25 protein-coding genes and 1 riboswitch are annotated in these 24,980 nt (G+C 43.6%); of the genes, 8 read left to right on the top strand and 17 right to left on the bottom strand.

Annotated features, from left to right (window positions below; translation table 11 throughout):
* Window positions 1-90 precede the first annotated feature (90 nt).
* Window positions 91-194, bottom strand: a riboswitch (purine riboswitch).
* A gap of 118 nt (window positions 195-312) precedes the next feature.
* Window positions 313-1,260 (bottom strand): sugar-binding transcriptional regulator, encoded by a 948-nt coding sequence (locus ACN6KS_RS29255; protein ID WP_440961011.1) that lies wholly within the window; start codon window positions 1,258-1,260, stop codon window positions 313-315.
* Between the two features lie 153 nt (window positions 1,261-1,413).
* Here ACN6KS_RS29255 and ACN6KS_RS29260 point away from each other — a divergent pair, with 153 nt between their 5' ends.
* The 3 genes from ACN6KS_RS29260 (at window position 1,414) to ACN6KS_RS29270 (ending at window position 4,730) form a co-directional block, all read left to right on the top strand.
* Window positions 1,414-2,382: a Gfo/Idh/MocA family protein gene (locus tag ACN6KS_RS29260; RefSeq protein WP_440961012.1), complete on the top strand. Its 969-nt coding sequence runs from the start codon at window positions 1,414-1,416 to the stop codon at window positions 2,380-2,382.
* Between the two features lie 238 nt (window positions 2,383-2,620).
* Entirely contained in the window at window positions 2,621-3,829 is a 1,209-nt protein-coding gene (locus ACN6KS_RS29265; RefSeq protein ID WP_094868389.1) for an MFS transporter, read from the top strand.
* Between the two features lie 58 nt (window positions 3,830-3,887).
* Window positions 3,888-4,730 (top strand): aldo/keto reductase, encoded by an 843-nt coding sequence (locus ACN6KS_RS29270; RefSeq protein ID WP_440961013.1) that lies wholly within the window; start codon window positions 3,888-3,890, stop codon window positions 4,728-4,730.
* Between the two features lie 75 nt (window positions 4,731-4,805).
* On the opposite strand, the gene ACN6KS_RS29275 is transcribed toward ACN6KS_RS29270, so the two are convergent.
* The 4 genes from ACN6KS_RS29275 to rlmN all read right to left on the bottom strand — a co-directional run bounded on the left by ACN6KS_RS29275 (window position 4,806) and on the right by rlmN (window position 7,918).
* On the bottom strand, window positions 4,806-5,735 hold the full coding sequence (locus ACN6KS_RS29275) for an AEC family transporter (RefSeq protein ID WP_440961014.1): 930 nt from the start codon (window positions 5,733-5,735) through the stop codon (window positions 4,806-4,808).
* Window positions 5,736-5,885: 150 nt separating this feature from the next.
* Entirely contained in the window at window positions 5,886-6,365 is a 480-nt protein-coding gene (gene greA, locus ACN6KS_RS29280) for a transcription elongation factor GreA (protein WP_042131553.1), read from the bottom strand.
* Window positions 6,366-6,481: 116 nt separating this feature from the next.
* Window positions 6,482-6,769, bottom strand: coding sequence for a DUF6509 family protein (locus ACN6KS_RS29285; RefSeq protein ID WP_094868392.1), 288 nt, complete (start codon window positions 6,767-6,769; stop codon window positions 6,482-6,484).
* 78 nt (window positions 6,770-6,847) lie between these two features.
* Window positions 6,848-7,918 (bottom strand): 23S rRNA (adenine(2503)-C(2))-methyltransferase RlmN, encoded by a 1,071-nt coding sequence (gene rlmN, locus ACN6KS_RS29290; RefSeq protein ID WP_440961015.1) that lies wholly within the window; start codon window positions 7,916-7,918, stop codon window positions 6,848-6,850.
* 156 nt (window positions 7,919-8,074) lie between these two features.
* Between rlmN and ACN6KS_RS29295 the strand changes: the two genes are divergently transcribed.
* A complete protein-coding gene (locus ACN6KS_RS29295) occupies window positions 8,075-9,136 on the top strand; it encodes an endonuclease/exonuclease/phosphatase family protein (protein ID WP_440961016.1) in 1,062 nt (353 codons plus the stop codon).
* A 23-nt stretch (window positions 9,137-9,159) separates the two neighbouring features.
* Here ACN6KS_RS29295 and ACN6KS_RS29300 read toward each other — a convergent pair whose 3' ends face one another.
* The 6 genes from ACN6KS_RS29300 to ACN6KS_RS29325 all read right to left on the bottom strand — a co-directional run bounded on the left by ACN6KS_RS29300 (window position 9,160) and on the right by ACN6KS_RS29325 (window position 14,222).
* A complete protein-coding gene (locus ACN6KS_RS29300; protein WP_440961017.1) occupies window positions 9,160-10,455 on the bottom strand; it encodes a polysaccharide deacetylase family protein in 1,296 nt (431 codons plus the stop codon).
* A gap of 5 nt (window positions 10,456-10,460) precedes the next feature.
* Window positions 10,461-11,183: a hypothetical protein gene (locus ACN6KS_RS29305; protein ID WP_094868396.1), complete on the bottom strand. Its 723-nt coding sequence runs from the start codon at window positions 11,181-11,183 to the stop codon at window positions 10,461-10,463.
* Between the two features lie 177 nt (window positions 11,184-11,360).
* Complete coding sequence (locus ACN6KS_RS29310; RefSeq protein ID WP_094868397.1) at window positions 11,361-12,023, bottom strand: glycosyltransferase; 663 nt, start codon at window positions 12,021-12,023, stop codon at window positions 11,361-11,363.
* A gap of 128 nt (window positions 12,024-12,151) precedes the next feature.
* Window positions 12,152-12,508, bottom strand: a complete 357-nt coding sequence (locus ACN6KS_RS29315; protein WP_341135965.1) for a nucleotide excision repair endonuclease — start codon at window positions 12,506-12,508, stop codon at window positions 12,152-12,154.
* A gap of 85 nt (window positions 12,509-12,593) precedes the next feature.
* Window positions 12,594-13,568 carry an NAD-dependent epimerase/dehydratase family protein gene (locus ACN6KS_RS29320; RefSeq protein ID WP_440961018.1) on the bottom strand — a complete coding sequence of 325 codons (975 nt, stop codon included), beginning with the start codon at window positions 13,566-13,568 and terminating at the stop codon, window positions 12,594-12,596.
* A gap of 102 nt (window positions 13,569-13,670) precedes the next feature.
* Window positions 13,671-14,222, bottom strand: a complete 552-nt coding sequence (locus ACN6KS_RS29325; protein WP_094868400.1) for a TetR/AcrR family transcriptional regulator — start codon at window positions 14,220-14,222, stop codon at window positions 13,671-13,673.
* A gap of 314 nt (window positions 14,223-14,536) precedes the next feature.
* On the opposite strand from ACN6KS_RS29325, the gene ACN6KS_RS29330 reads away from it, so the two are divergent.
* The gene (locus ACN6KS_RS29330; RefSeq protein WP_341135967.1) at window positions 14,537-16,027 is read left to right on the top strand and encodes a peptide MFS transporter; all 1,491 of its coding nucleotides are present in this window, start codon (window positions 14,537-14,539) and stop codon (window positions 16,025-16,027) included.
* A gap of 66 nt (window positions 16,028-16,093) precedes the next feature.
* Here ACN6KS_RS29330 and ACN6KS_RS29335 read toward each other — a convergent pair whose 3' ends face one another.
* A complete protein-coding gene (locus tag ACN6KS_RS29335; protein ID WP_440961019.1) occupies window positions 16,094-17,509 on the bottom strand; it encodes a hypothetical protein in 1,416 nt (471 codons plus the stop codon).
* A gap of 155 nt (window positions 17,510-17,664) precedes the next feature.
* Window positions 17,665-18,417, bottom strand: coding sequence for an SDR family NAD(P)-dependent oxidoreductase (locus tag ACN6KS_RS29340; RefSeq protein ID WP_094868403.1), 753 nt, complete (start codon window positions 18,415-18,417; stop codon window positions 17,665-17,667).
* Between the two features lie 188 nt (window positions 18,418-18,605).
* Here ACN6KS_RS29340 and ACN6KS_RS29345 point away from each other — a divergent pair, with 188 nt between their 5' ends.
* On the top strand, window positions 18,606-19,247 hold the full coding sequence (locus tag ACN6KS_RS29345; protein WP_094868404.1) for a TetR/AcrR family transcriptional regulator: 642 nt from the start codon (window positions 18,606-18,608) through the stop codon (window positions 19,245-19,247).
* A 58-nt stretch (window positions 19,248-19,305) separates the two neighbouring features.
* Here the strand turns inward: ACN6KS_RS29345 and ACN6KS_RS29350 are convergent, their stop codons facing one another.
* The 3 genes from ACN6KS_RS29350 to ACN6KS_RS29360 all read right to left on the bottom strand — a co-directional run bounded on the left by ACN6KS_RS29350 (window position 19,306) and on the right by ACN6KS_RS29360 (window position 21,745).
* Window positions 19,306-20,427, bottom strand: a complete 1,122-nt coding sequence (locus ACN6KS_RS29350; RefSeq protein WP_440961020.1) for a nitric oxide synthase oxygenase — start codon at window positions 20,425-20,427, stop codon at window positions 19,306-19,308.
* Window positions 20,428-20,567: 140 nt separating this feature from the next.
* Window positions 20,568-20,846 (bottom strand): hypothetical protein, encoded by a 279-nt coding sequence (locus tag ACN6KS_RS29355; RefSeq protein ID WP_094868406.1) that lies wholly within the window; start codon window positions 20,844-20,846, stop codon window positions 20,568-20,570.
* Window positions 20,847-20,923: 77 nt separating this feature from the next.
* On the bottom strand, window positions 20,924-21,745 hold the full coding sequence (locus ACN6KS_RS29360) for a methyl-accepting chemotaxis protein (protein WP_440961021.1): 822 nt from the start codon (window positions 21,743-21,745) through the stop codon (window positions 20,924-20,926).
* A 106-nt stretch (window positions 21,746-21,851) separates the two neighbouring features.
* Between ACN6KS_RS29360 and ACN6KS_RS29365 the strand changes: the two genes are divergently transcribed.
* Together ACN6KS_RS29365 and ACN6KS_RS29370 are read left to right on the top strand one after the other, a co-directional pair.
* Window positions 21,852-22,709 (top strand): metallophosphoesterase, encoded by an 858-nt coding sequence (locus ACN6KS_RS29365; RefSeq protein WP_440961022.1) that lies wholly within the window; start codon window positions 21,852-21,854, stop codon window positions 22,707-22,709.
* A 182-nt stretch (window positions 22,710-22,891) separates the two neighbouring features.
* Window positions 22,892-23,995 carry a PdaC/SigV domain-containing protein gene (locus ACN6KS_RS29370; protein ID WP_440961023.1) on the top strand — a complete coding sequence of 368 codons (1,104 nt, stop codon included), beginning with the start codon at window positions 22,892-22,894 and terminating at the stop codon, window positions 23,993-23,995.
* Between the two features lie 125 nt (window positions 23,996-24,120).
* Here the strand turns inward: ACN6KS_RS29370 and ACN6KS_RS29375 are convergent, their stop codons facing one another.
* On the bottom strand, window positions 24,121-24,975 hold the full coding sequence (locus ACN6KS_RS29375) for an IS3 family transposase (protein ID WP_440960104.1): 855 nt from the start codon (window positions 24,973-24,975) through the stop codon (window positions 24,121-24,123).
* Window positions 24,976-24,980: the final 5 nt, after the last annotated feature.

Below are 24,980 nucleotides of genomic sequence, written 5' to 3' on the forward strand. Positions count from 1 at the left end.
TTCTGGGCTTTTGTCCCTTAGTGGTGTAACACTGCATAGTGTCCGCATCGCTCGGTCCAGACCTTTCCTCCAAAGAAGAAAGCGGAACCCTAGATGCGCTATTTCACTCATAGTCGGATAATTACGATGGTTATCCGGTAGAAACTTATGGGCCATATTCCCAAGATTATATGAGTTTGTTTTTAATGTTCGATATGAATACCTTGTATATCTTACACGCTCTGTCGGGTGCTTACAAGCAAAATTTTCAGTATTCCGCATACCATTTTCAGGTTATTTTCACGAAATTCAATGGTTTACATTTAGTAGTGGTTACTCCAAGATCTTCTGCGCCGTCTCTTCGGTTGTTACGAGTACATTCATATACCCGCCATTCAGCGCGCCCAAGATCCCCGAGACCTTCTCCAACGATTCCGCTACACCAATAGCGTACCTCGCCCGCTTAATCTGCTCCAGCTCTATGGTCAGCGTTCGATCCGATATTGCTGTACGCACAGGCAATCCATTGCCATCATAGAAACGTGAGCAAATATCACCTGCTACTCTCCCGCTCTCCAGCTCATCAATCACAGCATCGCCATAAAATCCACGCCAAGCCTCTTCACCTTTAATTTCCGGTGATCCAATGCCGAATACAGCGATGTCCAGCTGATCCCATGCCTTGGCAATGGTCTGGTAATACTGCGAACGCATCAACTGATCCCGGGTCTCCTTTTGCTCCGTGATAGCTGGGACGTCAATCATTAATGAGCGTGCACCCCACTTTAAAGCCGCTTGATAGCAGATATTATTTACATGGTATCCGCTCTCCATCTTTCCAGATGGACCGCCCACCGTAGGTACACAGGTTACAAAAGATCTCTGTGCGAGGGTCAGATTCTCTACAACCGCAGCTAAGCTGCTTCCCCAAGAGAAGCCTATCATATCTTTCGGCTGAACCACTTTCTCCAGCCATTTTGCACAAGCCCGTCCAATAGCTTTGCGTTTGATCACCCCGGATTGGGCTGGATCTACCTCTACAACAATGGCTTCCTTCAGCCCGAATCGTTCTTTCAGTTCCTGCTCCAGTGTACAATGATCGCCGATATCATAATTGATGGTGATCGTAACGATACCTTCTTCACGGACTCTCTTCAGCATCCTACTAATGGTAGTGCGATATATGCCAAGTTTATTCGAAATTTCACTTTGCGTTAAATTCTGCTCATAATACATTTGTGCAATCTTAATGAGCAGCTTCTTTTCCTCTTTTCGATCCATGATAGTACTCCCCGCTTTCTACAAGGATTTGACGGATTCAGAACCCCTCGTTATACTGTAGACGATTATTTTTGCACATTTTTCATTATATTGCACAAATGTGCTATATATCAATTTTTTAATCAAACAATCAAAACAGGAGAGGTGCTATCCATGAACAATCTGAAATGGGCCATCATCGGCCCGGGAAGTATCGCTACTGAATTTGCGGCTGCTCTAAATGACATCGACGGAACTTTATATGCGGTAGGATCACGGACCTTAAAGAAAGCCCAAGCGTTCGCAAGCCAATATGGAGCGAAGAAGGCTTATGGCAATTACAGCGAAATGCTGCAAGATCCTGAAATTGATGTCGTCTACATCTCAACACCACATAGTAACCACTACGAATACATCATAGAAAGCTTGCAGAATAACAAACATGTCCTCTGTGAAAAGGCGATCACCGTAAATAGCAAACAACTACAGGAAATCGCCGAGCTTGCTAAACAAAAAAGCTTAGTCGTCGCAGAGGCGATGACCATCTACCATATGCCACTGTACAAAAAGCTACGGCTAATCGTGGATGAAGGTAAGATCGGACGCCTCAAAATGGTGCAGGTCTCCTTTGGCAGCCATAAAGAATATGATGTGAACAACCGTTTCTTTAGCAAAGATCTGGCGGGCGGAGCACTGCTGGATATTGGGACGTATGCCTTGTCCTTCACAAGGTTTTTCCTGTCCAAACAGCCACAGGAAATTCTAACGACAGTTAAACGTTTTGAGACAGGCGTCGATGAACAATCCGGAATCATTCTGAATAACGATGCGGATGAAATGGCAGTCATCTCCCTTACGATGCGCTCCAAAATGCCTAAACGGGGCATCGTTGCTGGAGAACTTGGCTTTATTACCGTAGACAATTTTCCGCGGGCCTCTACAGCTACAATTCAATATTTAGATGGCACCCTAGAAACGATCGAAGCCGGCGATACATCCAAAGCGCTGCAATACGAGATTGAGGATATGCAGCGCTATATCGCGGCAAACAGCAACCAGGAAACCCTCAATCTCTCCTTAGATGTCATGGACATTATGAGTAATGTTAGGGAACAATGGGGAATCAAATACAGCTTCGAATAACAAACTGAACACAATAGATCAATCATCAAAGCGTTAGCATTCCCTTCAGCTGAAGGGGGCCTAACGCTTTTTTGTAGCGGATAATTTTCCAGGAATCGATGACAATATCCTTAGGTGATTTCTTATAGGTACTTTTTAGTACCTATAGCACTTTAAAGTACGTACTATACTTAAATGACTCACGCCTTCATAATTGCACTTACCGGCCGGTGATTATCAGAGTGTAGGAGTGAGAGACATGTTGTTAAACCAAAAAAGAAGTACCCTGGCACTCCTGGCTTTAGCCATTAGCGCCTTTGCGATCGGAACCACCGAGTTTATCAGTGTAGGGCTGCTGCCTTTAATCGCTGATGACCTGAATATACCGCTGACCACAGCTGGATTAACTGTTACTTTGTACGCTTTAGGGGTAACCTTTGGCGCCCCAATCTTAACGTCGCTGACCACCGCGGTATCGCGCAAAACATTATTGCTTATCATTATGATTGTATTTATTATCGGCAATAGCCTTGCCGCGGCTGCCGATAGTATTACAATTCTGCTAATAGCTAGAGTAATATCTGCCCTTTCGCATGGTCTGTTCATGTCGATTGCTTCGACCACTGCCGCCGACCTCGTGCCTGAGAATCGTAAAGCCAGTGCTATTGCGATCATGTTCACAGGACTTACCGTAGCTACTGTTACTGGTGTGCCACTGGGTACCTTTCTAGGGCAACAGTTAGGCTGGAGGGCTGCATTCATTGCCATTATTGCCATCGGCCTTATAGCGCTCATTGGCAACCTGTTCTTGGTCCCTGCCACAGGACTGCGCAAAGGAACCCGAACACCGCTTCGTGAACAAGTCAAACTCGTAACGAACGGACGGTTACTACTCGCCTTCGCAATCACTGCTTTAGGGTATGGAGGTACCTTTGTAGTCTTTACTTATTTATCTCCACTTCTTAATGAAATCAGCGGTTTCAAAGAGAGTACCGTTGCCATCATTCTTCTTGTCTATGGTATAGCGATCGCCATCGGCAACGTCATTGGAGGCAAATTAGCCAACCGTAACCCTATGAATGCCCTGTTCTACATGTTTGCTATACAAGCTGTTGTACTGTTCGTCTTAACCTTTACCGCTCCCTTTAAAGTGGCTGCACTACTTACGATTTTCTTTATGGGTCTGTTAGCCTTCATGAACGTACCTGGGCTACAAGTACACGTAGTTACACTTGCAGATCGATATGTACCGAGTGCGCGAGATGTAGCATCTGCGCTGAATATTGCTGCTTTTAACGCCGGTATTGCCATTGGGGCCTATCTTGGCGGTATCGTCACGGATCATATGGGACTGATTCATACCACTTGGGTGGGTGCTATAATGGTTCTATCCGCTGTATTCCTAACCGCTTGGAGTCGTGCGCTGGAGAAGAAAGATGAGACTCTTCTCCAGTCGGAGGCTGCTTAATCAACCTTGCATTAACATACCAATCAAACTTTTAAATATCTCAGGAGGTAATTTTATTATGGCTCAACATCTACAGGACACAACTACATTACACAACGGGGTAAATATGCCTTGGCTAGGGCTCGGCGTATTTAAAGTTGAAGAAGGCTCCGAGCTGATCCAAGCAGTCAAATCTGCTATTGCACATGGCTACCGCAGCATCGACACAGCAGCGATTTACGACAATGAGACTGGCGTAGGTCAAGCAATCAAAGAAGCTTTGCAGGACAACAACCTGTCCAGAGAAGAGCTCTTCGTAACTTCAAAGGTCTGGACTGCAGATATGGGCTACGAAGAAACCATTGCCGCCTACGAGACTAGCCTAGCTAAGCTTGGACTTGAATACCTTGATCTATATCTTATCCACTGGCCTGTAAAAGGAAAATATAAAGAGACATGGAGAGCACTTGAAACCTTGTATAAAGAGGGACGCGTAAAAGCGATTGGGGTCAGCAATTTCCAGATCCATCATCTTGAAGAGGTGATGAAGAATGCGGAAATTAAGCCGATGGTAAACCAAGTAGAGCTCCACCCTTATTTGAGTCAGCAAGCACTCCTTAGCTTCTGCCAGGAACAAGGAATTCAATTGGAGGCTTGGTCTCCATTAATGCAAGGGCAATTGTTGGATCAGCCTGTACTGAAACAAATAGCAGCTAAACACAGTAAATCCGTAGCTCAAGTGATTATCCGTTGGGACCTGCAGCGTGGAATTATTACTATTCCAAAGTCTATTAAAGAGCACCGGATCATCGAAAACGTAGATGTGTTTGATTTTCTGTTAACAGAAGAGGATATGAATCTAATCAACGCCCTGAACCAAGATCAACGGGTAGGTCCTGACCCTGATAACTTCGACTTCTAAGAGATCAACCACTAGGTTAAGTAACAGTAAGAAAGACCCTATCTTTCATTTCTGAAAGATAGGGTCTTTTTGTCTTTACGCACCTTGCACTAGCACAATAAGGATCGGCAACACAAGAAACGAAGCAAGCGTCGTCCATAAAATACATTTGGATACCAGCTCTGGAGAGGCTTCAAATCGCTCCGCTAATACCACAGCGTTGACGGCAACTGGCATGGAGGCCAGAATCAGCAGTACAGAGAATAAAATACCATCCATATGCAGAATAGATAATCCGAGGTATGCCACTAGTGGAGCTGAGATTAATCGAATGATCATCCCTGTCCAAAAAACAGACTGGCCCTTGCGTTCAGATGGCATGGTTCGTACTTTGACCATCTGTGCTCCCAGAATCGCCAGTACGACTGGTGAATAACCTCCGGCAACCATGGAGACCCCTGTAGCAAGCTCAGAAGGTAAATGCAGGTCAAATATTCTAAGAAAAAGTGCTAGCATAGCTGCATAGATGGCAGGAAGAGAGAACACGGACTTTACAGCATTTTTCACCGAGAACTGCGATCTAGCCGCAAAATAAACGCCCACAGTATTCACGATAATCATCTGCCCAATCACATACACAGAAGCTTTATCGAGCCCAAGCTGTCCGAAAGCCAGCAACACCAAGGGAAGTCCATAATTCACACTATTCGTAAATGTCGAGACCAGAGTCAATCCCGATATTTCAGAGGGGCCGAGCTTCAATAATTTCCCGATGATATTTGCAATCGCCCATAAAAAGCACAGATTTAGCAGCGAAAAGGCTAGCGTCTTGTAAATATCATCCATAGAAATTTCGGCCGTAGCCAGTGTATTAAGAATAATAGCCGGCGTTAAAAAGTATAAATAGAGCGTCAATAACGGCTTGGTATCCAGATTCTTAAACCGTCCAAGCAGTGCACCGACAATGACTGGAATGGATAATGGCACGATGACTTGATACAACGTTGTTAACACGCTCTGGATCATGAACAGTACTCCTCTGCTCTAAGTTAATCTAAACTATAAGCGCAACATAGCAAGACGTCTAAGATATGAAATCAATATACACAATAGCCATTACCTATAATTAAAAAAATCCCAACCCCTGAGACGGAGTTGAGACTTTTTTATCATGTGTTACATCATTTTGATTTCAAGCAATTCATATTTGATGATACCCATCGGTGCGTTTACACTAACGATATCCCCGACTTTTTTACCCAGCAATTCCTTGCCCAGCGGACTTTCATAGGAAATCTTGTTGTTTAGGACATCTGCTTCAGCGGCCCCTACAATTCTATATTCAATCTTCTCGGAGTATTCGATATCGTTCAGGGTAACGATACAACCCATACTAACCTTTGACAGATCCATCTGACTCTCATCTACGATCTTGGCTTTGGTCAGCATTTTCTCCAAAATCATAATACGAGTCTCCATGAACGATTGGTCGTCCTTGGCCGAATGGTACTCGCTATTTTCCTTCAAGTCTCCATAGCTGATCGCCAATTTGAGCCGTGCTGCCAATTCCTTGCGCCCTGGGCCCTTCAATTCCTTCAGTTCTTCCTCTAATTGAGCCAATCCTTCTTTGGTCAAGAACACTTCTTCATTAGACATGTATACAACTCCTATTTTGGATGCTTTATAATAGTTTAACCTATATTTCACATTCATGCGTAAATAAAAATCCCTGCCACAATTGAACATTGGGCAAGGATGTCAATGCTGCATCATTATTCTGGCAAATGCTCTTTACAGAAAAGGAGTAATGCTGCTTCCTCGTCCTCTTCCATATCAAAATCAAGCAACTGACCTGTTGTTGTCTCTTGTAGATCATAACTCACGATGCTTACTTGATCTTCATCCACTTTAATAATCGCCCTAGCAGAAACTCCATTCTCTATATAGAGCTCATCATCTTCTGGAACATCCAGTTGAACCACGAATTCATACCGTTTACCGGTTAGTATACCAAAAGGATCTTTAACATTCTCCACGTTGTAGCTTGTAAATGTCAACATTGCTCATTCAACCTCTTTTCCTAATACCTGCCACGTCATTGTATCACAAAAAGCTGCGTGAAGGGGTCGCCCCGTCCCTCAAGCCATAGCTTTCGATTTCTTGATCTGTTTGCTTCGCAATTGTCCGCAGGCAGCATCAATATCCACACCATGCTCCAGACGAGTGCTTACACTCACGCCCTGCTTCTTCAAGGTATCAAAAAAGGCTCGTACGGTCTCCCGCTCACTTCTTTGATATTGACTGTGCTCATCGACTGGATTATAAGGAATCAAGTTCACATTAACAAGCTGGCGCCGGTCGCCGATTAGCTCGGTCAGCTCAAGCGCGTGCTCCTTGCCGTCATTTACATCCTTCATCAGAATGTATTCTAACGTAATTCTGCGATTTGTTTTTTCCAAATAATAATCTATGGACTCCATAAGCTTCTCAATAGGAATGGCCTTGTTAATCTTCATAATCTTCGTCCGCAGCTCATTATTAGGCGCGTGAAGCGAAACTGCCAAGTTCACCTGGGTATTCGCATCGGCAAATTCAACGATTTTGTTAGCAAGCCCACTCGTCGATACAGTAATACCTCTTCCTGCAATGGCTAATCCCTTGTGATCCTTAATAATCGATAAGAAATTGAGCAGGTTCTTGAAGTTGTCGAACGGTTCGCCAATTCCCATGACTACAACGTGACTAACCTTTTGTTCGAGGTTTGCTGCATCCAAATGCTGCTGAACCTTCATAATCTGCTCTACAATCTCACCGCTGCTAAGATCGCGACTCTTCGCTAACAGTCCACTAGCGCAAAAGCTGCAGCCGATATTACATCCAACCTGAGTAGTGACACATACGGACAAACCGTATTTCTGTCTCATGAGTACCGTCTCAATCAGGTTGCCATCCTTCAAACGGAACAGGAACTTAATCGTCCCATCCGCAGACTCCTGCTTCACATGTTCTTCCAACGTGTGGATCACATAGTGCTGCTCCAATAATTCTACACACTCTTTATTTACATCGAACATTTCCGTGAATTCTGTAATCCGCTTCCGATAAAGCCAATCCCAGACCTGCGTAGCTCGAAATTTTTTATGTCCACGTTCCAACAGCCATGCCGCCAGTTGATCAAAAGTTAATCCATAAATGGATTCCATATTCATTCGTTATCCTCTTTTCAAAACATTAAAGTTCAGTCCATCACTACTCATTGTCTCAAATTTTTTTTATTTAAACAAGGGGAGTTGTGGCGAAGCGTCGAAGTTTACATCATTAGAAGTCCGTTCTATGAAATCACATCTGAGGAGAGATCGAATTAAATGAGCTCAACCACAATAAAAATCATCGGTTTTGCCCTTCTAGCTGCCGTCTTAATCTTTGGTGGCTTTTTACTGTATATTACCATTGCCGATTATAAGCCGAAGGAGACTACTCCACTAACGGTAAACCATAATCAGGAACAAATGATGAAGCAGGGAGAGCCTTTTGTAATAACAACCTTTAATATTGGCTATGCCGGGCTGGATAGGGGGCAGGATTTCTTTATGGATGGCGGGACCCATTCACGTTCAAGCAGCGAGGAACAAACGAAGACAAATCTTGAGGCAATAGCCTCTCTAATGACCACTTCAGGCTCGGATCTATTCATGTTGCAGGAGGTGGACATCAATTCTTCCCGTAGCAACCACATAGATGAGGTCTCCTTGTTATCGAATACCTTCTCTTATTACAGCAACGTATTCGCAACGAACTACAAGGTGCCTTGGGTACCGATTCCCGTTTTTGATCCGATGGGCTCAGTAAATAGCGGTTTATTAACCTTATCTAAATTCAGTAGCACAAGTAACGTTAGATATGATCTTCCGGGAAAAGAAAGCTGGCCTCGTCAACTGTTTGAACTTGACCGCGCCTTTATGGAGAGCAGATTCCCCGTCGGTAACGGGAAAGAACTGGTCCTGATCAATCTTCATTTATCAGCCTTTGATCAAGGGGGAACGATTCGTAAGCAGCAATTAGAATATCTTTCTACTTATATTCAGAGAGAGAATGATAAAGGCAATTACCTCATCTTAGGTGGAGACTGGAATCATTCTTTACCGGGCACAACCCCTGAGGCCTTTGAGACTACACAAGCTTGGCCAGAATGGCTACAGCAGTTTCCTGAAGATTTCAAACCGGAGGGCTTTCAATGGGCTGTCGATGCTCAAGTGCCGTCCGTCCGGACACTTGATGTAGCTTATTCAGAAGGTGTAAATTTCCGTGCTGTAATTGATGGCTTCCTAGTTTCACCGAATATCACAATAAGTGGCGTACAAGGCCATGACCTATCTTTTGAACACAGCGATCATAACCCTGTAACAGCTACTCTTATTCTAAAATAAGTCCCAATCATGGATCATTGATGTTATTTAAAAATGACGAATTTCATGTTTTTCCCTTTTAGATACTGAATGATAGCAGGCAATGCCTCCACGGTAATCTTCTTTTCGTGAAAGAGATAGACTGCACCGGACGGATCAGTATGATGAACAAATTGAATGACGTCTTCTGGGGTCTTTCGTTTCCAATCCTCAGAATCACGATTCCATAACAATACCTTCATCTGCTGTTCTGTCACATTGGCTGCTAACTTATCATTAATCGCGCCGTATGGCGGCCGAAAAACAGTAATCGGCGATTGAGTGATTTGCTCCAATGCCTGATTAGCCTTCGCCAAATTATTCTGATTCTCCTTAACCCCATTGTCGGTCATCTTGCTATGATCCCACGAATGACTTCCAATCGACATCTGATGCTCGCTCGCATACTTAACCGCTTCCACATTACGAGAGACCTTATTCCCTACAAATAAAAAGGTGGCTGCCACCTCATGCTCTACTAGAATATCTACGATTTCTTTCGTATATTTCGACGGGCCATCATCAAATGACAAGGCTACGTAACCCTTCGGCAGGCTATAGGTGTATTTATCCCCGGTTAATTTAATCTCCTCATACCGCTTCATCTGCTCTTGAGGAGGCTCTGAAGGTTCTGGTGAAGGCTTAGAAGTTTCTGGCGTAGGCGCAGGTTCCTCTTGCTGACTAGGGGTCGTTTCTATCTTACCAATAGGGGGAATGAACGGTAGAGAGACCATTTTCTCGATCCCCTCAGCGCTGGTGCCTAGTGAGGGACCTTTCAACCCTTCTGCACGATCCATAACTTGACCACCCATTCGAAGAGACAATACAACTACTAAACAAGAAGCGAGCACAATACTCTGCAGTCCAAGTCTTCCAAACCGTTTTTTGTTTTTCTTTCTTAGCCTACGTGCTGGAGGTATAGAGGGTGATGTCGTTTCAACAGCAATCTCTTCATGTACATGGGGATCGTCTAATTCCTTTAACTGAAGAAGCTGCGATACATAATATTCAGAGCAAGCAAAATACAGGGTTTCGCTGAAGGTCTGGTTCATAATGACCAGTGTGCTGTAGTAACTATTACGAAAAGGATCCCACTTCGGATACAATGACAATCTCATTCTTTCCCCAAAATAGGGAGCCAACGCGTTTAGTTGTTCATATGTAAATTCATCTATGGTTAGCATGCGTCTGGCATACCCGATATCACGGGTTAAACCTATCTCAATCTGATAACCAGCCTGTTCATGCTCAAGCGACAGCAACTCAATCATTAGAACAGCGCTCGGTTCATTCATTGCCATGAATCTTATGTATCTCCGTTGTCTTCATTTCTTCCCGCCAGCGTGCTTCCATTCCCAAAAGGGACGGTCATACGATTGGTAAAATCGCTGATCATACCGGAGAGGTAGGCTTTTTCTTGGCGGATCGTATCGTATTTCTGTCTTAAATGCGCATTCTCAGTTTCAATCCGTCCGAGCTTCTCTTCCAGATCGTTCATCTTTTTAAGCTTCTCTGCATGAGCTTCGTTATGCTTTTGGATCAGATTTACATACTTTTGATGCTCCAGATCGATCGTACTTTTTAATTCTTCAATCTCTGCGGTGAGGGTGGTCTGAAGCTCCCGATAATCTTCCAGCACTTGATCGACCTTTAGATTCTTCTCAATCAATTTATGCTCAAGCTCTCGAACGTTCTTCTCTCTTTCCTCAATCACTTTATTGAGATTCTTCATGTCCCGGTTCAAACGTTCAACATGGCTGCTGGAATGCGTCAACCGATCCTGAAGTTCATTAATATTTGTCTCGGCATGCTGTCTGGCCTGAATAATCTGCTCCACGGAGAAGATTAGATCGAGTGATTTTTTATCAAGCGGAGCTTTTCCCGTAGTTACCACTCCTGCTAAAGTCTCGCCAGCGATCTGTTCCTCTACTTCCTCGCCCTGCTCTTCTGATAATTGCACCTTTTGAACCATACCCGGTTTGGACTGCTTATCCACGGAATCTTTCTTTTTAAAAAAGGGAGAAATCATTGATCTTATCACCTCAATTATAAAAAAATGTCAAAAAATGTCGAGTGCCCACGAGTCTATTATAGTTTACTTGCCTTGTCTGTAAGTGAGCCTTTATATCTAACTTTTTGAATTGGATCAAAAGACCTAAATGGTTGCCTATAACAAGAAAAAAGCACCCTTGCGGGTGCTCTGGTTCTAATTGAATTTATCAGGGAATTGTTTAACAATACCCACGGTTAGTAGATCTCCAAACATATTTATATGCTCAAGCCCTTTATCGAAGGCGACGACTTCGGCATCCCAATCCTTTTTAACTCTAGCTGTCACATCATCCGTTATTAGCTCCAAATGTTCATGAAGCATCTCTTTCAATTGTTCATACGAATATTTGGGATTCTGTGCGCTAAGGAACTTTGCAATGTCGTCAGCGTTGTCGTACCACTCTTTATTGTATTTCTCCAAATCTGACTGATTACCTGCTAGTGCAGCAGCAACTACCTTTCCGGCAATCAGGATATGCTCCCGCAATAATTGAGCTAGCTTATCCCCTACTGCCTTACCGTAATACGGCTTATAAACATCCCCTATCTCCTGCTGATTCTGTAGCAACCTTGCCAGTACCTTCTCTTTATCCTCGGAATTCGCAAAAGCGCTAACTATGTAGTTTTTTGTCCATATCACATGATCGCTCCATAGTTTCCTGAGATTATCCTTAAGCTCTATTACAGAGGGCGTAAAGCATAGCTTGTGTGAGCTCTTTTTCTCTTTAGCTGCAGCATCGGCAGTTACTGGCATTACACTAACCACAAGAAACATACACAGTAAGGTTAGCTTCAATATCAAAAACTTAGTCTTCAATATGACCGATCTCCCTTTAAGGATTTATTAACTATCTTTTATAGTGTGTTCCGATGCTCTTATTTCATTCCTAGCTTTCTTCAAGCATAAAAAAAGCACCGTCATTAGACGGCGCCTCTTCTTTATATTTATCTGAACATTACTTTATCTACATTGTATTTAGATTTCAGCTCATTAATGATATAGGTTTCGTATATCTCTCTATGAACTGGACTTTCGATTAAACATACATCAATTCTGGTGACCTCGTCCCGATGATGCTTGATATCAGATACGGTATCTTCAAAATGTTTTTTGATTCTGGGTCTTAGCTTTCTCGCTTTACCTACAAACAACAACTCATCTTGGTCATTGTAGAACATGAAGATGCCGCCGTAATCTCTTGGAATCAGATGGAAATCAGTGAATCCGTAAATATTGCTTAGCTGCGGGTTGATTTGTTTAGTAATTCGAACATCCACATTGGGCATAGTTATGTTGATCATTTTAGCTCACGTCCTCTTTCTATATAGGAGTAAATAGTATCATAAGTTTGCCTTTTATTCTATCTTTCACAATGACCGTTGTTCTTTATTCTCCCCTGACCTGACGACTCATCAGAGCAAGCACCGTCTCAGTTATCCCTTGCTCAAAAGGAGTAGTGGGAATTGGACCCACATTACGCTCATATTTACCACTGCTTAGGATCACTGGTTCCTGGGTTAAATACAGCATCTCCACGATCTCTTTCATGACTGGAACGAATGTGCCGAGCAGCGATAATCCAATCCTTCCTACAGAGATAACAGGCTTCTTGGAACCTTGTGCTACTTGCGCTATTTTAACGATATCTCGACCTGAAATTGTGCCTGTCCCCGGAATATTCCAATTCTGACCATAAGCCTCTTCTCTGCAAGCGAGCTCAACAATCATGACAGCCGCATCCGGCAAATATACATACTCACGGGGAACGTTCATATTGCCAATGAACATTGCAGGTTTACCCGCAGCGATGGACTCTAGGGTCGATCCTAAATAAGAAGCCTCATTGGCAGTAGGTCCATAATAATCCGGTAATCGGACAATGAGTCCCTGTGTATTACTCCAACGCCGGCTAAAAAACATTCGTTCAAACTCAAGTTTCACTTTTCCTTTTTTTGTATGCGGATTCTTCGGATATTCCTCGTCGATCGGCTTGTCATTCTGTCTTCTCCCATAAGGATAAATGCCATCCACTGCGACAACCTTTATTCCCAGCGTATTAGCCGCCTCCATAACCGCCTCTCCCATGGGTAACAGTCGCGTGCTCATCGCATTATATGGAACAGATGCACTATGAAAAATAACATCCACATCCTGTGCAGCTGCTAATATATCCTGCACATTAAATACGTCTCCTGCCATTAGCTTAAGCGCGGCGGGATTACCCAGCTTTGTTGCAAGCTTCTCCAGCTTTGGAATCGATCGTCCAAAGGCCACCGTTTCTATTCCTCTCTTTAACAATTCAGCGATAATAACAGTCCCTGTTCCCCCGGTTGCACCAAGCACGAGCGCTTTTGTTAACATAAATCATTCCTCCTATTATTGTTATTGATCAATCACTAACTTATAATCATACATCTAGGAGCCTAAGCTCTTAGATGTTACAACGTATCTTCTTCTCTACACCTATTTCCGATGTTTCGGCTTCAGCTCAGGCATTCCAAGGGCCATAGAAATATTGCACAGCATACCATTGGCCATAAAGGTGCTTACCTCTACTTCAGGCTGCTCGATCCCGGCGGCGACAAACTTCTCGTGCACAAGGTTGGTAATTTCCAGCATTCCCTTTTGCATGGTTTCACGAATGACTTCATCGCGAATCCCTAACCCCTGAATTTGCAAAATAATCTCATTCGGATGCGTCTCCATCAACAACTCGTATACCTTAATACTTTCCTTCAACACTTGATCTGCTGGGGCTTCTACTCCTTTAAATGAATGAATAATCCGCTCAAAAGCCCGTTCTAAGGAAGCGACAAACAATTCTTCTTTGTTCTTGAACACCTTGAATACATAGGGCTGAGAAATACCTACCTTTTCCGCAACCTGTGCTGTTGTAGCTCGGTAGTATCCATTCTCGGCGAACACAATAACCGCTGCCTCCAAGATTTGTTCCCGGCGGTTTACAGTGACCGATTCATCCGATTTCTTGCGACCGGAACTAGATTCTGTTGTCATGATAATCTCCTTACGTAACCTAATCTTATTAGGTTATTGATCAATCACTTTCTTGTTCAGAGTATATGCTCATCTCCGAAATAATGCAACTCCAAACAATATAATATTCAAAACTCAATTGTTTTGGATGACATTCACAATAAAAGTTAATTCATAATCCACGCTGGAAATATTACTAAAAAATATGACATTATTCAGAACCTTCTTACCAAAGGGTTGTGATTTTCCTCATGAGGGTATTATAAATATTAAGGTAGTGTAGAGCTGTGTTAACTTCATGAAAAGAGCAATTAGCATCTAGGAGGATTTGATTCATGTCAGCAACAGACAGGCAAAAAATTGTAGATAGTGTCCCGCAAACCGGATTTTTCGGACATCCTAAGGGACTATTCACACTTTTCTTTACTGAATTTTGGGAACGTTTTTCCTATTATGGCATGAGAGCGATCCTTGTTTACTACATGTATTATGAGGTAAGCAAAGGCGGACTCGGATTTCCAGAGGATATGGCCCTTTCAATTATGTCTATCTACGGATCACTCGTATATATGTCTGGAATTATAGGTGGATGGCTTGCAGATCGAATTTTCGGGACTTCCAAGGCTGTCTTTTACGGCGGCGTTCTAATTATGTTCGGGCATATTTTACTGGCGATACCGGGAAATGCCACGCTATTCTTTGCTTCGATGATTATGATCGTGCTTGGAACCGGACTTCTTAAGCCCAATGTATCAAGTATTGTAGGCGAAATCTACAGCGAACAAGATAACCGCCGCGACGCTGCTTTCAGCATTTTTTATATGGGTATTAACCTCGGCGGATTCATCTCTCCACTAATTGTAGGCGCGGTAGGTATGAATAATTTCCATCTAGGCTTCTCGATTGCCGCAATCGGAATGTTTATCGGACTAGTTGTTTACGTAATGACTCGCACCAAAAATCTAGGTCTGGCGGGTACGATTGTACACAACCCGATTCCAGCCGAACAAAAGAAAAAATTGTTTACTTGGATTGGGATTGGATTAGTTGTGCTTGCTGTATTAGTTACGATAGGCATTCTTACTGGAGCACTTACTTTTGAGACATTCATTAAAATTGTAGGGGTCTTAGGGCTGCTTATTCCTACCATGTACTTTATTGTGATGTACCGCAGTCCCAAGACAACTGCTGTAGAGCGATCACGGATTCTCGCATACATCCCTTTATTTATGGCTTCGATTATGTTCTGGGCGATTCAGGAACAAACTTCAACGGTTCTAGCAAGCTTTGCTGATAAGCGCACCCAGTTGGATTTTGCAGGCATACACATTTCTCCTGCTTGGTTCCAGTCGCTTAACCCACTGTTTATTATCGCCCTTGCACCTGCATTTGCCTGGATTTGGTTAAAGCTCGGTAACCGCCAACCAACGATTCCCCAAAAGTTCTCGCTTGGTTTATTGTTTGCCGGTCTGTCCTTCCTAGTGATTCTGGTACCGGCTTACTTCGGTGGAGCCCATTCACTGGTGAATCCATTATGGCTGGTTCTCAGCTACTTTATCGTCGTCATTGGGGAACTATGCTTGTCACCTGTTGGTCTCTCGGCAACAACCAAACTGGCACCCGCTGCTTTTACAGCTCAGATGATGAGCATGTGGTTCTTGTCCAATGCTGCTGCGCAAGCTATCAATGCTCAGATTGTGAAGTTCTATACCCCGGATACTGAAATGCTGTACTTCGGAGTCATCGGCGGAGTCGCCATTGTGCTCGCGTTAATTCTCTTCCTGTTCTCTTCGAAGATTCAGAATTTCATGAAGGGTATACGATAAACATATAAGGCTGCCGGGAATATTCTCGGCAGCTTTTTTTGGATTCCATCATGTTTTAAGCTGGGTCTACACCAGAAACATAGCAACAATTGTAGTAACTATCAGTCCAATTAGTACCGGTTTAACATTGCGTCTAGCGAGCTCAAACGGGCTTACACCGCAGATCGCAGCGGCTGGGATCAATGCCCATGGGATTAACGTACCCCCACCCACCCAAATGGCAGATACCTGACCAAGTGCAGTTAAAGTAGCTGCGTCAGAATGAGTGGCCACCGCGAACAATTTTCCGATGGACCCCGCAAGTGAGATTCCCGAGAACCCTGAACCATCAAGACCCGTGATGGCTCCTGTTATGGTGGCGGTCACAGCACCTACAGCACCATTCAGTGGCACATTATGCGCTAGAGCAACCCCAAGATCATTAACAATCCCCTGAGATGCAGCAGGTAAAACTTTTCCAAACAATTCAGCAAAGGCCGAATCACCCAAATAGAAGAATGCAGCAATCGGAATCACTGGACCGAATACTTTAAAGCCAAATGTAAGTCCATCGATTAGATAGGCGGTAACTTGCTCCAATCCTTTATTACGATGTGCGAGCAATGTTACTACGACCAAGATAAATACAGCAGTCCCGCCAACTAAAGCAGTTGCGTCTCCCCCCTGTAAATCCAGCAGAAACATGCCCGCTACATCAGCTAGAAACAAGAGTGGGATCAAGATAGCCAACCATTTCTTCAGTGTGGGCGGAATGACGGCTTGATCTTCTACCGCATCACTCTCTGCAGCTAGCGCATTCCCGGCATTTTTCCCCGAGATAAGTCCATCCCGCCAAGTACCATTCTTCTGATCCCGCCGCATCATCCAATAAGCTGTTACCGTAGTGACTATACCCATCACGATCACAAGTGGAATACTCGCTTCCATGACATTGCTTACCGGCAGCCCTGCCGCATCTGCCGTCAATTTAGGTGCACCTTGAATAATATAATCACTCGACAACGCAATCCCATGACCGAATAGATTCATCGCCATCGCTGCTCCAAGTGCAGGTAATCCCACACGAATAGCAACGGGCAGTAGCACAACCCCTATCAAGGCAACGGCTGGCGAAGGCCAGAAGAACCATGATGTTACCATCATAATGAAGCCAATGCCCCAAAATGCCATAAACGGCGTACGTAAAAAACGGGTAAGCGGAGCAACCATCGTCTCGTTTATTCCGGTACGTGTTAATACTCTGCTCATGGCTACAATGATCGAAATAATCATAATCGTACCCATTAGCTCCTTAGTTGCATATACAAAAGAGTTGAATACGCCTGTGACCGAACCACTAATCGTTTCTGTCGCGAGCCAGCCTAGTACAAAGATGCCTGCAATACAGATCATCGTTGTATCCCGCCGCTTAATCAGAAGTGCCATAATGAACACGATGAATGCCAGATATACATAATGGAGTGCTGTTAATTGGATGCCCATCTCCGAACCACACCCTTCTCCTACTTACAAGTGCTATATGTTATGCAGGGTTGTAGGCTAATGTTCGGTAGAAATGGGTGCAAAAAAGCCGCCCTACGCATAGACAGATTCTACGCATGAGACGGCTTTCTTAGTGTTTCCTATTTATAAATTTATTATTTAGCTACCACTCCGCCATCAACTGGCAACTCAACACCTGTAATGTATGAAGCTTCATCAGAAGCCAAGAATAATACAGCTTCAGCTACTTCAGAAGCACGTCCAACGCGTGGCAATGCAGTCTGGGACATAAAGAAGCTATGCATTCTTTCGTCATTTACAAATTCAGCACTCATTGGGGTTTCGATAAAGCCTGGGTGAACAGAGTTCACGCGAATGTTATCTTTACCAAAGTCTACAGCTGCTGCTTTACTCAGCATACGAACGGCACCTTTAGAAGCTGTATAAGCGCCAGCACCGCTGCTGCCCGTCAAACCTGCGATGGAGGAAATATTGACGATGGAACCGCCTTTATTGTTCTGCATTTGAGGAACAACATGCTTCATGCCTAAGAATACGCTGCTCACGTTAATGTTCATTACTTTGTTCCATTGATCAACAGTGGATTCAAGCAATTGAACAGGGAAAGAGATCCCTGCGTTATTTACCAGGATATCGATTTTACCAAACTTGCTAACCACATCTTCTACAACCTTAATCCAATCTTCTTCAGAAGCTACATTATGTGCATAAGCTGCTGCTTGTCCACCATTGGCTTCGATTTCCTTCACAACCGCTTGTACGGCAGCTTCGTTAATATCTGTTGCTACAACTGTAGCGCCCTCTTTGGACATCAAAAGCGCTTCTTCACGACCCATACCGCTGCCTGCACCTGTAATGATTGCTACTTTATTAGTTAGACGATTCATAATTAAGTCTCCTCTATAATCGTATTGTGATATAATAATTCGAGTGATGATAGTCACACTATCACTGTGATATACATCATATCATTATTATGAAACAACTACAACTACTCCTTGCTTAATCCAATAAACGGTGGATATAATACTAATAATTAAAGAACCTAATCAAAAAATGGAAGGGTCTATCCCTCATGAATCCTAAAACAAGATACGAAAAAGAAAGATCCGATGGTAAGCAGCAAAGATTATTGGATATCCTCGAAGCCGCAGAACAGGTATTTTCGCAAAAAGGAATTGAAAAATCGACGATGCAGGATGTCGCGAGTGAAGCAAATATAGGGATTGCGACGTTGTTTCGATATTTTCCTAGAAAAGAAAAGCTCATCGTGGCTGTGGCCACCCGAATGCTGGAGCCTATGCTCGATTATTTTAAATATGTGGCCGACTTGCCACTTACCTGTCTTGAAAAGATTGAGAAATTATTTGATTTCTTTATACTGGATCAGAATCATCTAAGTATTATCTTTATGGTCAATTTCGAAAGCTACGCCTCACACTCCAGTGAGCCTGTGGAGGATGTGCTGAATTTCAATGCACTCAATCGTAAGATCTGGCATGAATACTCCAGAATCATTCAAAATGGAGTGGAAGACGGTTCTATTCGTGCCGGTCTCCCTGTGAAAGAGACCTTGATCACTCTTATGAATAGCTTTGCCCTCTTTTCCAGGAAACTAACGATGAAAAAGAATATTCTCCTGCTAGAATCGGACCTAGACTCCGACGATCAGCTTGAGCTTCTCAAACGAATTTTCCTGGATCATTTAAAAGCCTAAAAAGCGCCAGTTTCCTTATAAGGGGAACTTGGCGCTTTTTTGATCATAAATTCGATTGCTAGTGAAAAGGGCAGGTGGCCACAGGTGATCGCTGATAAAGGAAACGAGGGCTGTAATCATATTCTTTCAGCTTACTGTCATGCCAAATCGGTGTAGACGACGGAGACATAGGGGGGATCAGCCATGACCAGCGTCCCGAAACCTGACGTCCATGTCCCTGCTCCTGCTCTTGGAATCTCACAAATTGATCGGCTGCTGTATGGTGATCAACGATACTGACCCCAGCTTGCTTAAAGGAATGCAGTACTGCACGATTCAACTCAAGAAGCACCCGATCCTTCCAAAGCGTTGTGTTACTGGAGCGGTCAAGTCCCATCAGATCAGCTACAGCCGGCAAAGTGTTATATCGTCCAGTATCCCCTAAGTTACGTGAGCCAATTTCGGTCTCCATGTACCAGCCGTTAAAAGGAGCCGCGGGGTATAGAATTCCCCCAATCTCCAACTGCATGTCCGAAATGATCGGTACAGAATACCAGCGAAGCTGAAGCTCTGCAAAACGTTCAATTTCGGGATGCGTTAACGGTACCTCCTGAATGAGGCATTGAGGAATAGGAAATACATGGGGATGCCCATTACCTATGCTGATCACTAGCGGCAATACATCAAAATCGCCCCTTGTTCCCTGCCAGCCTAGTTGTTGGCACACTTTCGTAAATTCATCCGATGCCGGATCACCAGCGCGTTCATGTTCAGCATCACCAGGATATCCCGCGTAACGAATCAATTGATGGTTCCAAATCCGGATTCTCCGGTCAGGATCTATCCCGCTGCGGAAGACCGTGATAAGTGGACGAATGCGTCCTCCATTATTCGCCTTTTCCAGATGTCGCAGCAAAGCTTCAGCAATATCCTCCTCGGTCTCTGCCAGACGTTCATCCATCAGCTCAATGGATTGCCAGAAGAGGCGGCCAATGCAGCGGCTATTATTTCGCCAAGCCATTCTTGCCCCATGAGCCAACTCTTCCGTTGTATGTGTGTAACTCCCGGATTGATTAATTTCTTCTCGTACGGCTTGGATGCGATGATCCATCTCAGCTTCAGTCTTATCAAGTTCAGCGTAACATTGTCGAACGAAAGCCTCCGCCTGCCGGGTTAACTCTTCAATGTCCTTACCATTCATATCGTTTATCCCCCATCCAAGCTCTTGCCAGAACCTTCAATCCAGTATACCATCCTCAATCCTAAGCTACACCCTTAAAGAAACAGTGCAAGAGAACAACCCGTGAAGCTTAGTCGCCTCACGGGTTGTAGCAGGAACATCTAGCGTTCTGAACGTTTCCCTTGCGTCTTCAATGCAGCAAGCCTGCTCTTATCCTCGGCCAGCAGTTCTTCAGCCAACTCCACACCTTGGGGGCCTAACCAGGCCTGAGCTTGCTCCACCGCCTGTTCGGTATGCGCCAAACGGTTCTCAGCCTGTGCCAAAGTCTGTTCTGTTGGATGACTAAGCGCCTGAGAGACAGAGAAATGAAGTTTGCCTAAAGCATTTTTGGCTTGAGTTACATTGTCGTTCGCTTGCAGACTGGAATCGGGTTGTTTCATAAATGAAATTCGCTCCCTTCTGAAATGCGCCTGTCTCTTCTAGCATGGTTTAGGATAAGTAACTTTATGCATACACCCTACTGGATGATGGATTGCATGAAAGTAGTCATTTCTTTGCTGGCCTTATTCAAGCGTTCAATTACCCCGCTGAATTCGGTGACAAGTTCTGCTTGTGCGTGTGAAGAAGCGGAGATCGCTTCAATTTCCAGCTCCATTTGTTTAATGGACTTTTGAACATCACTGAGTGATTTTTCAATATTATGGGTTGCTTCTTTGGTATTTACAGACAGTTTGCGTACTTCCTTAGCCACAACGCCAAAGCCCGCCCCCTGCTCTCCTACACGCGCAGCTTCGATGGCCGCATTTAGTCCTAGCAGATTCGTCTGCTCAGAAATTTCACGAATGAAGCTAGTAACCTTATTTACTTCTTGAGACTCCGTTACCGCTCTACGTGTATTATCTAATATTTGTTGAGAGGTGGCCGATAATTCTTCAGATTGGGCAGCTACGCTCTGAACCATATCCATTAGGTGATTGCTTATCCCATTAATCTCTTCTGTAAATACCTCAAGCTTATTCTCGTTCTCCAGTGTGTAAGCAATTGCGAACACGCCCACTACCTCGTTATCTGTTCCATATATAGGAACACATGTTGAAATCACAGGAGATCCATATATTTCTGCTGGAATCCGGTTAGAGCTTGCTATACCTTTCAGTCCATTTGAAAGCGACAGATCTTCAGGAGGGATAGGGTTACCCTTAACCAATCCGAGATCAATAACTTTACTTGGTGCGTAATACTGGAAGATTTCCCTGTCCGTAATACCGATCATAATATCTTGCGAGTGAAGCTTTTTGAAGTAAGGTGCTGCGAGGACTAAGGCATCGATAATACTCATCTGTTCATCTCCCATTAAGTAAATGTATATGTAAGTTTATCGACACAATGGGTGACATAATGAATATTGTCATATTAAAGTAACAATTCTACCGTAGGATGGATTCATGAATACTAAACCTATTAGCAGACGCCAATTTCTGAAGAAAAGTGCTCAAGTGTCGCTCGGGCTGCTTGGAACCACTAGTGCGACCGGCATTTATTCTCACTGGGTCGAGCCCTACTGGCTTGAAGTTAAACATATAGATATAAAGCTTCCTCTACTCCCTCCAACATTCGATAGATTTCGTATCGTTCATTTCAGTGATTTACACTTAGGCGTGTATACGAAGTCCGAAGCCTTAACAGAGTTAGTACAGCAAATTCAACATGTAAGTCCAGACCTGATCTGCTTCACTGGGGATCTACTCGATCATTCAACTGAATATATTTCTGAGGCTGTAGACTTATGTTCACAGTTGCGGGCACCCTTTGGACAATATGCTGTGTTAGGTAACCACGATGCTTTTGGTACTAGGAAAGCTGTGACGAAAGGGTTAGCACAATCTGGCTTCCACGTGCTTCATAATGAACATATTGTCTTAAAAAAAGATGCGGAGGCGCTTTATCTAGCTGGAGTAGATGATCCGTGGGTCGGCAAAGCAGATATTCATCAGGCGCTACGCCATATCCCTGATAAGGCATGCACCCTACTCCTTGCTCACGAACCGGATTTTGCCGATGAATATAGTGATCTTCCCATAGATCTGCAATTGTCCGGCCATAGTCACGGAGGACAAGTCCGACTCCCATTTGTTGGCGCTTTGTATACCCCACCTCACGGCAGTAAATATTCAAGTGGATTGTACCAGCTTCCAGATAGTAGACTCCAGGTCTACACCACACGCGGAATTGGAGTAACTCGTATGCCTTTACGTTTTAATTGTCGTCCAGAGCTTACCGTAATTACTTTAAAGGCCTCATGATTGTGTCAAAAATTAATAAATGGTTAAAAAGTATATACCTTTTGCACGTCTATGCAACAACACTGTAACCGTGTTTGTAATCAAATCTATTGGGGGCCTAGGTATAATTGTAGGAGTGATAGACAACATCAAAAATCATAATGAACTACATAAGCCCATCATTGGAGAGGAGAAATTAAATCATGAACAAAACTATGAAATGGACGTCTGCTGTATTAGCAACTGGAGTATTACTTGGAGGTACTGGACTCATCGGAGGGAATTCTGTTCAAGCTGCAACGACCACGAAAACGGTTAAACAAGCCGTTCAGCAGCCTTCTGTGGTACTTAAATATAAAGGCCAAGTCTTAACGCAGCAAGGAAAAATCGTAGATGGAAATACCATGATCCCTTTAACCGTATTGCGTGATGCCTTCGGCCTAGCTATTCAATACAATTCAACCACAAAGACTTACAGTGTAGGTAGTGACTCGGCGAAGCTGAACATGGAGGTCTCTGACTATGGCGTCAGTACCGATTTAAACGGATATTACATTTATAGCATGACCGGAAATCATGAAGTGAAGATGATCAATGACCGCTTATATGTTCCTTTCAAACTGTTAAATGATTATTTAGGTGTTCAAGGCGTATATAATCCAGCTCAGAAATCGCTTGAGCTTAGCAATAAGGTGATGAATGACATCAAGATCACCTCTGTTGCCTTAGACAAGAGCAATAAGAATGCTAATATTAAAATACAATATCCACAGATCAGCGGTCTGACGGATGAAGTACAAAACACGATTAATGCCACCTTCAAAAAAGAGGTTGAACTATTCGCGTCAGAGGCTGAGAAAGAGGCTAGCCGTAGAGATGGTACAATAGAGAATAAATATGACTATTCTCAAAATTATGTTGTCACCTTTAACCGTGAAGGCGTACTTAGTATTGTAGTCGATCAATATGGTTATAGTGGTGGTGCACACGGCGGTACCTTCCGTACGGGGCATACCTTCTCGCTGAAGGATGGTAAGAAAATAGAACTTAAAGACCTGCTAAAGGCAGAACCAAACTACAAACAAAAGCTAGATAAGATGTTGAAAGCAAGCACCAAGGAGGTAGCTTTTCCGGAGTCAACTGGTGGACTATCAGAGAAACCAACCTTCTTCGTCAGTGAAAGTGGCTTAGCTATCTTCTATCAACAATATGAAATCGCACCTTATGCAGCTGGAATTCCTACCTACACCTTTAATTTCAGTTCAATATTGCCTAAAGGCACCGATCCATTTGCTTCTTTCAAATAAATACTAACGCAAAACAAAAAGCGCTTCAGCCAATTGAAGTGCTCCCTGTCAAGTGGACAGTGTAAAAAACAAAAATAGTTAGTTTAGATACCTCAGCTCGTATTACTAGAGCTGAGGTATTTTCGTTATGCAGCTCGTCGGTATTCGTTAGGTGACAAGCCATCCAAACATTCTGTATAGCGGTAATTATTGTAGTAGTGAATATATTTGCTAACCTCCGTGAGGACTTCTTCATAGGTATCAAATTTTGTAAGATAATAGCTTTCTGCCTTGTAAGTACCCCAAAAACGCTCAATAGGTTGGTTATCCAAACATCGGCTCACACGAGACATGCTTTTCTTAAATCCGTATTTCACATGAAGTCGGTTATACTCATGTGACGTGTACTGGAAACCTCTGTCGCTTTGTAGAAGAGGAGATACGCCAGGATTCTTCGCGTAAGCCCTTTTCAACGTATCCATCACGAGTTTATTGTTGTTGGAATGGCTTAATACCCATGAAACAATGGAATTATCATATACATCAATAATGGCACTCAAATAGGCTTTGCGCCCATTCCCGTACTTCAGTTCTGTCACATCTGTACACCATTTTGAATTAGGGGAATTGGCATCAAAGTTACGGTTCATTACATTTTCAGCTACATGGATCTCCGTAGCTTTCACATAACTTGCTCGTTTTCTGCGAATGACTGCTTTAAGCCCAAGAGCACACATAATTCGGTAATAACGCTTTTTGTTGTACTGCTTTTTGAGCTTTCGGTTTAATTGCGTGCGCATTTGACGGTAGCCAAGAATCCCTTTTCGCTTGTCATATCGTAGCTTTACTTCTTTCGCTAACGCACGAGTTTCAAGTTCTATGCAAGAGGGTTTCCATTTTAACCACTTGTAATAGGCAGATCGAGCAACCCCAGCTAACGCACACAACTTCGTAATTGCGTGACCTTTTTCTTTGTTCAGTTCTTGAATCGCTTGATACAAGTTTA

It is taken from the genome of Paenibacillus nitricinens, assembly GCF_052056485.1.
GTDB classification, from domain to species: domain Bacteria; phylum Bacillota; class Bacilli; order Paenibacillales; family Paenibacillaceae; genus Paenibacillus_AQ; species Paenibacillus_AQ nitricinens.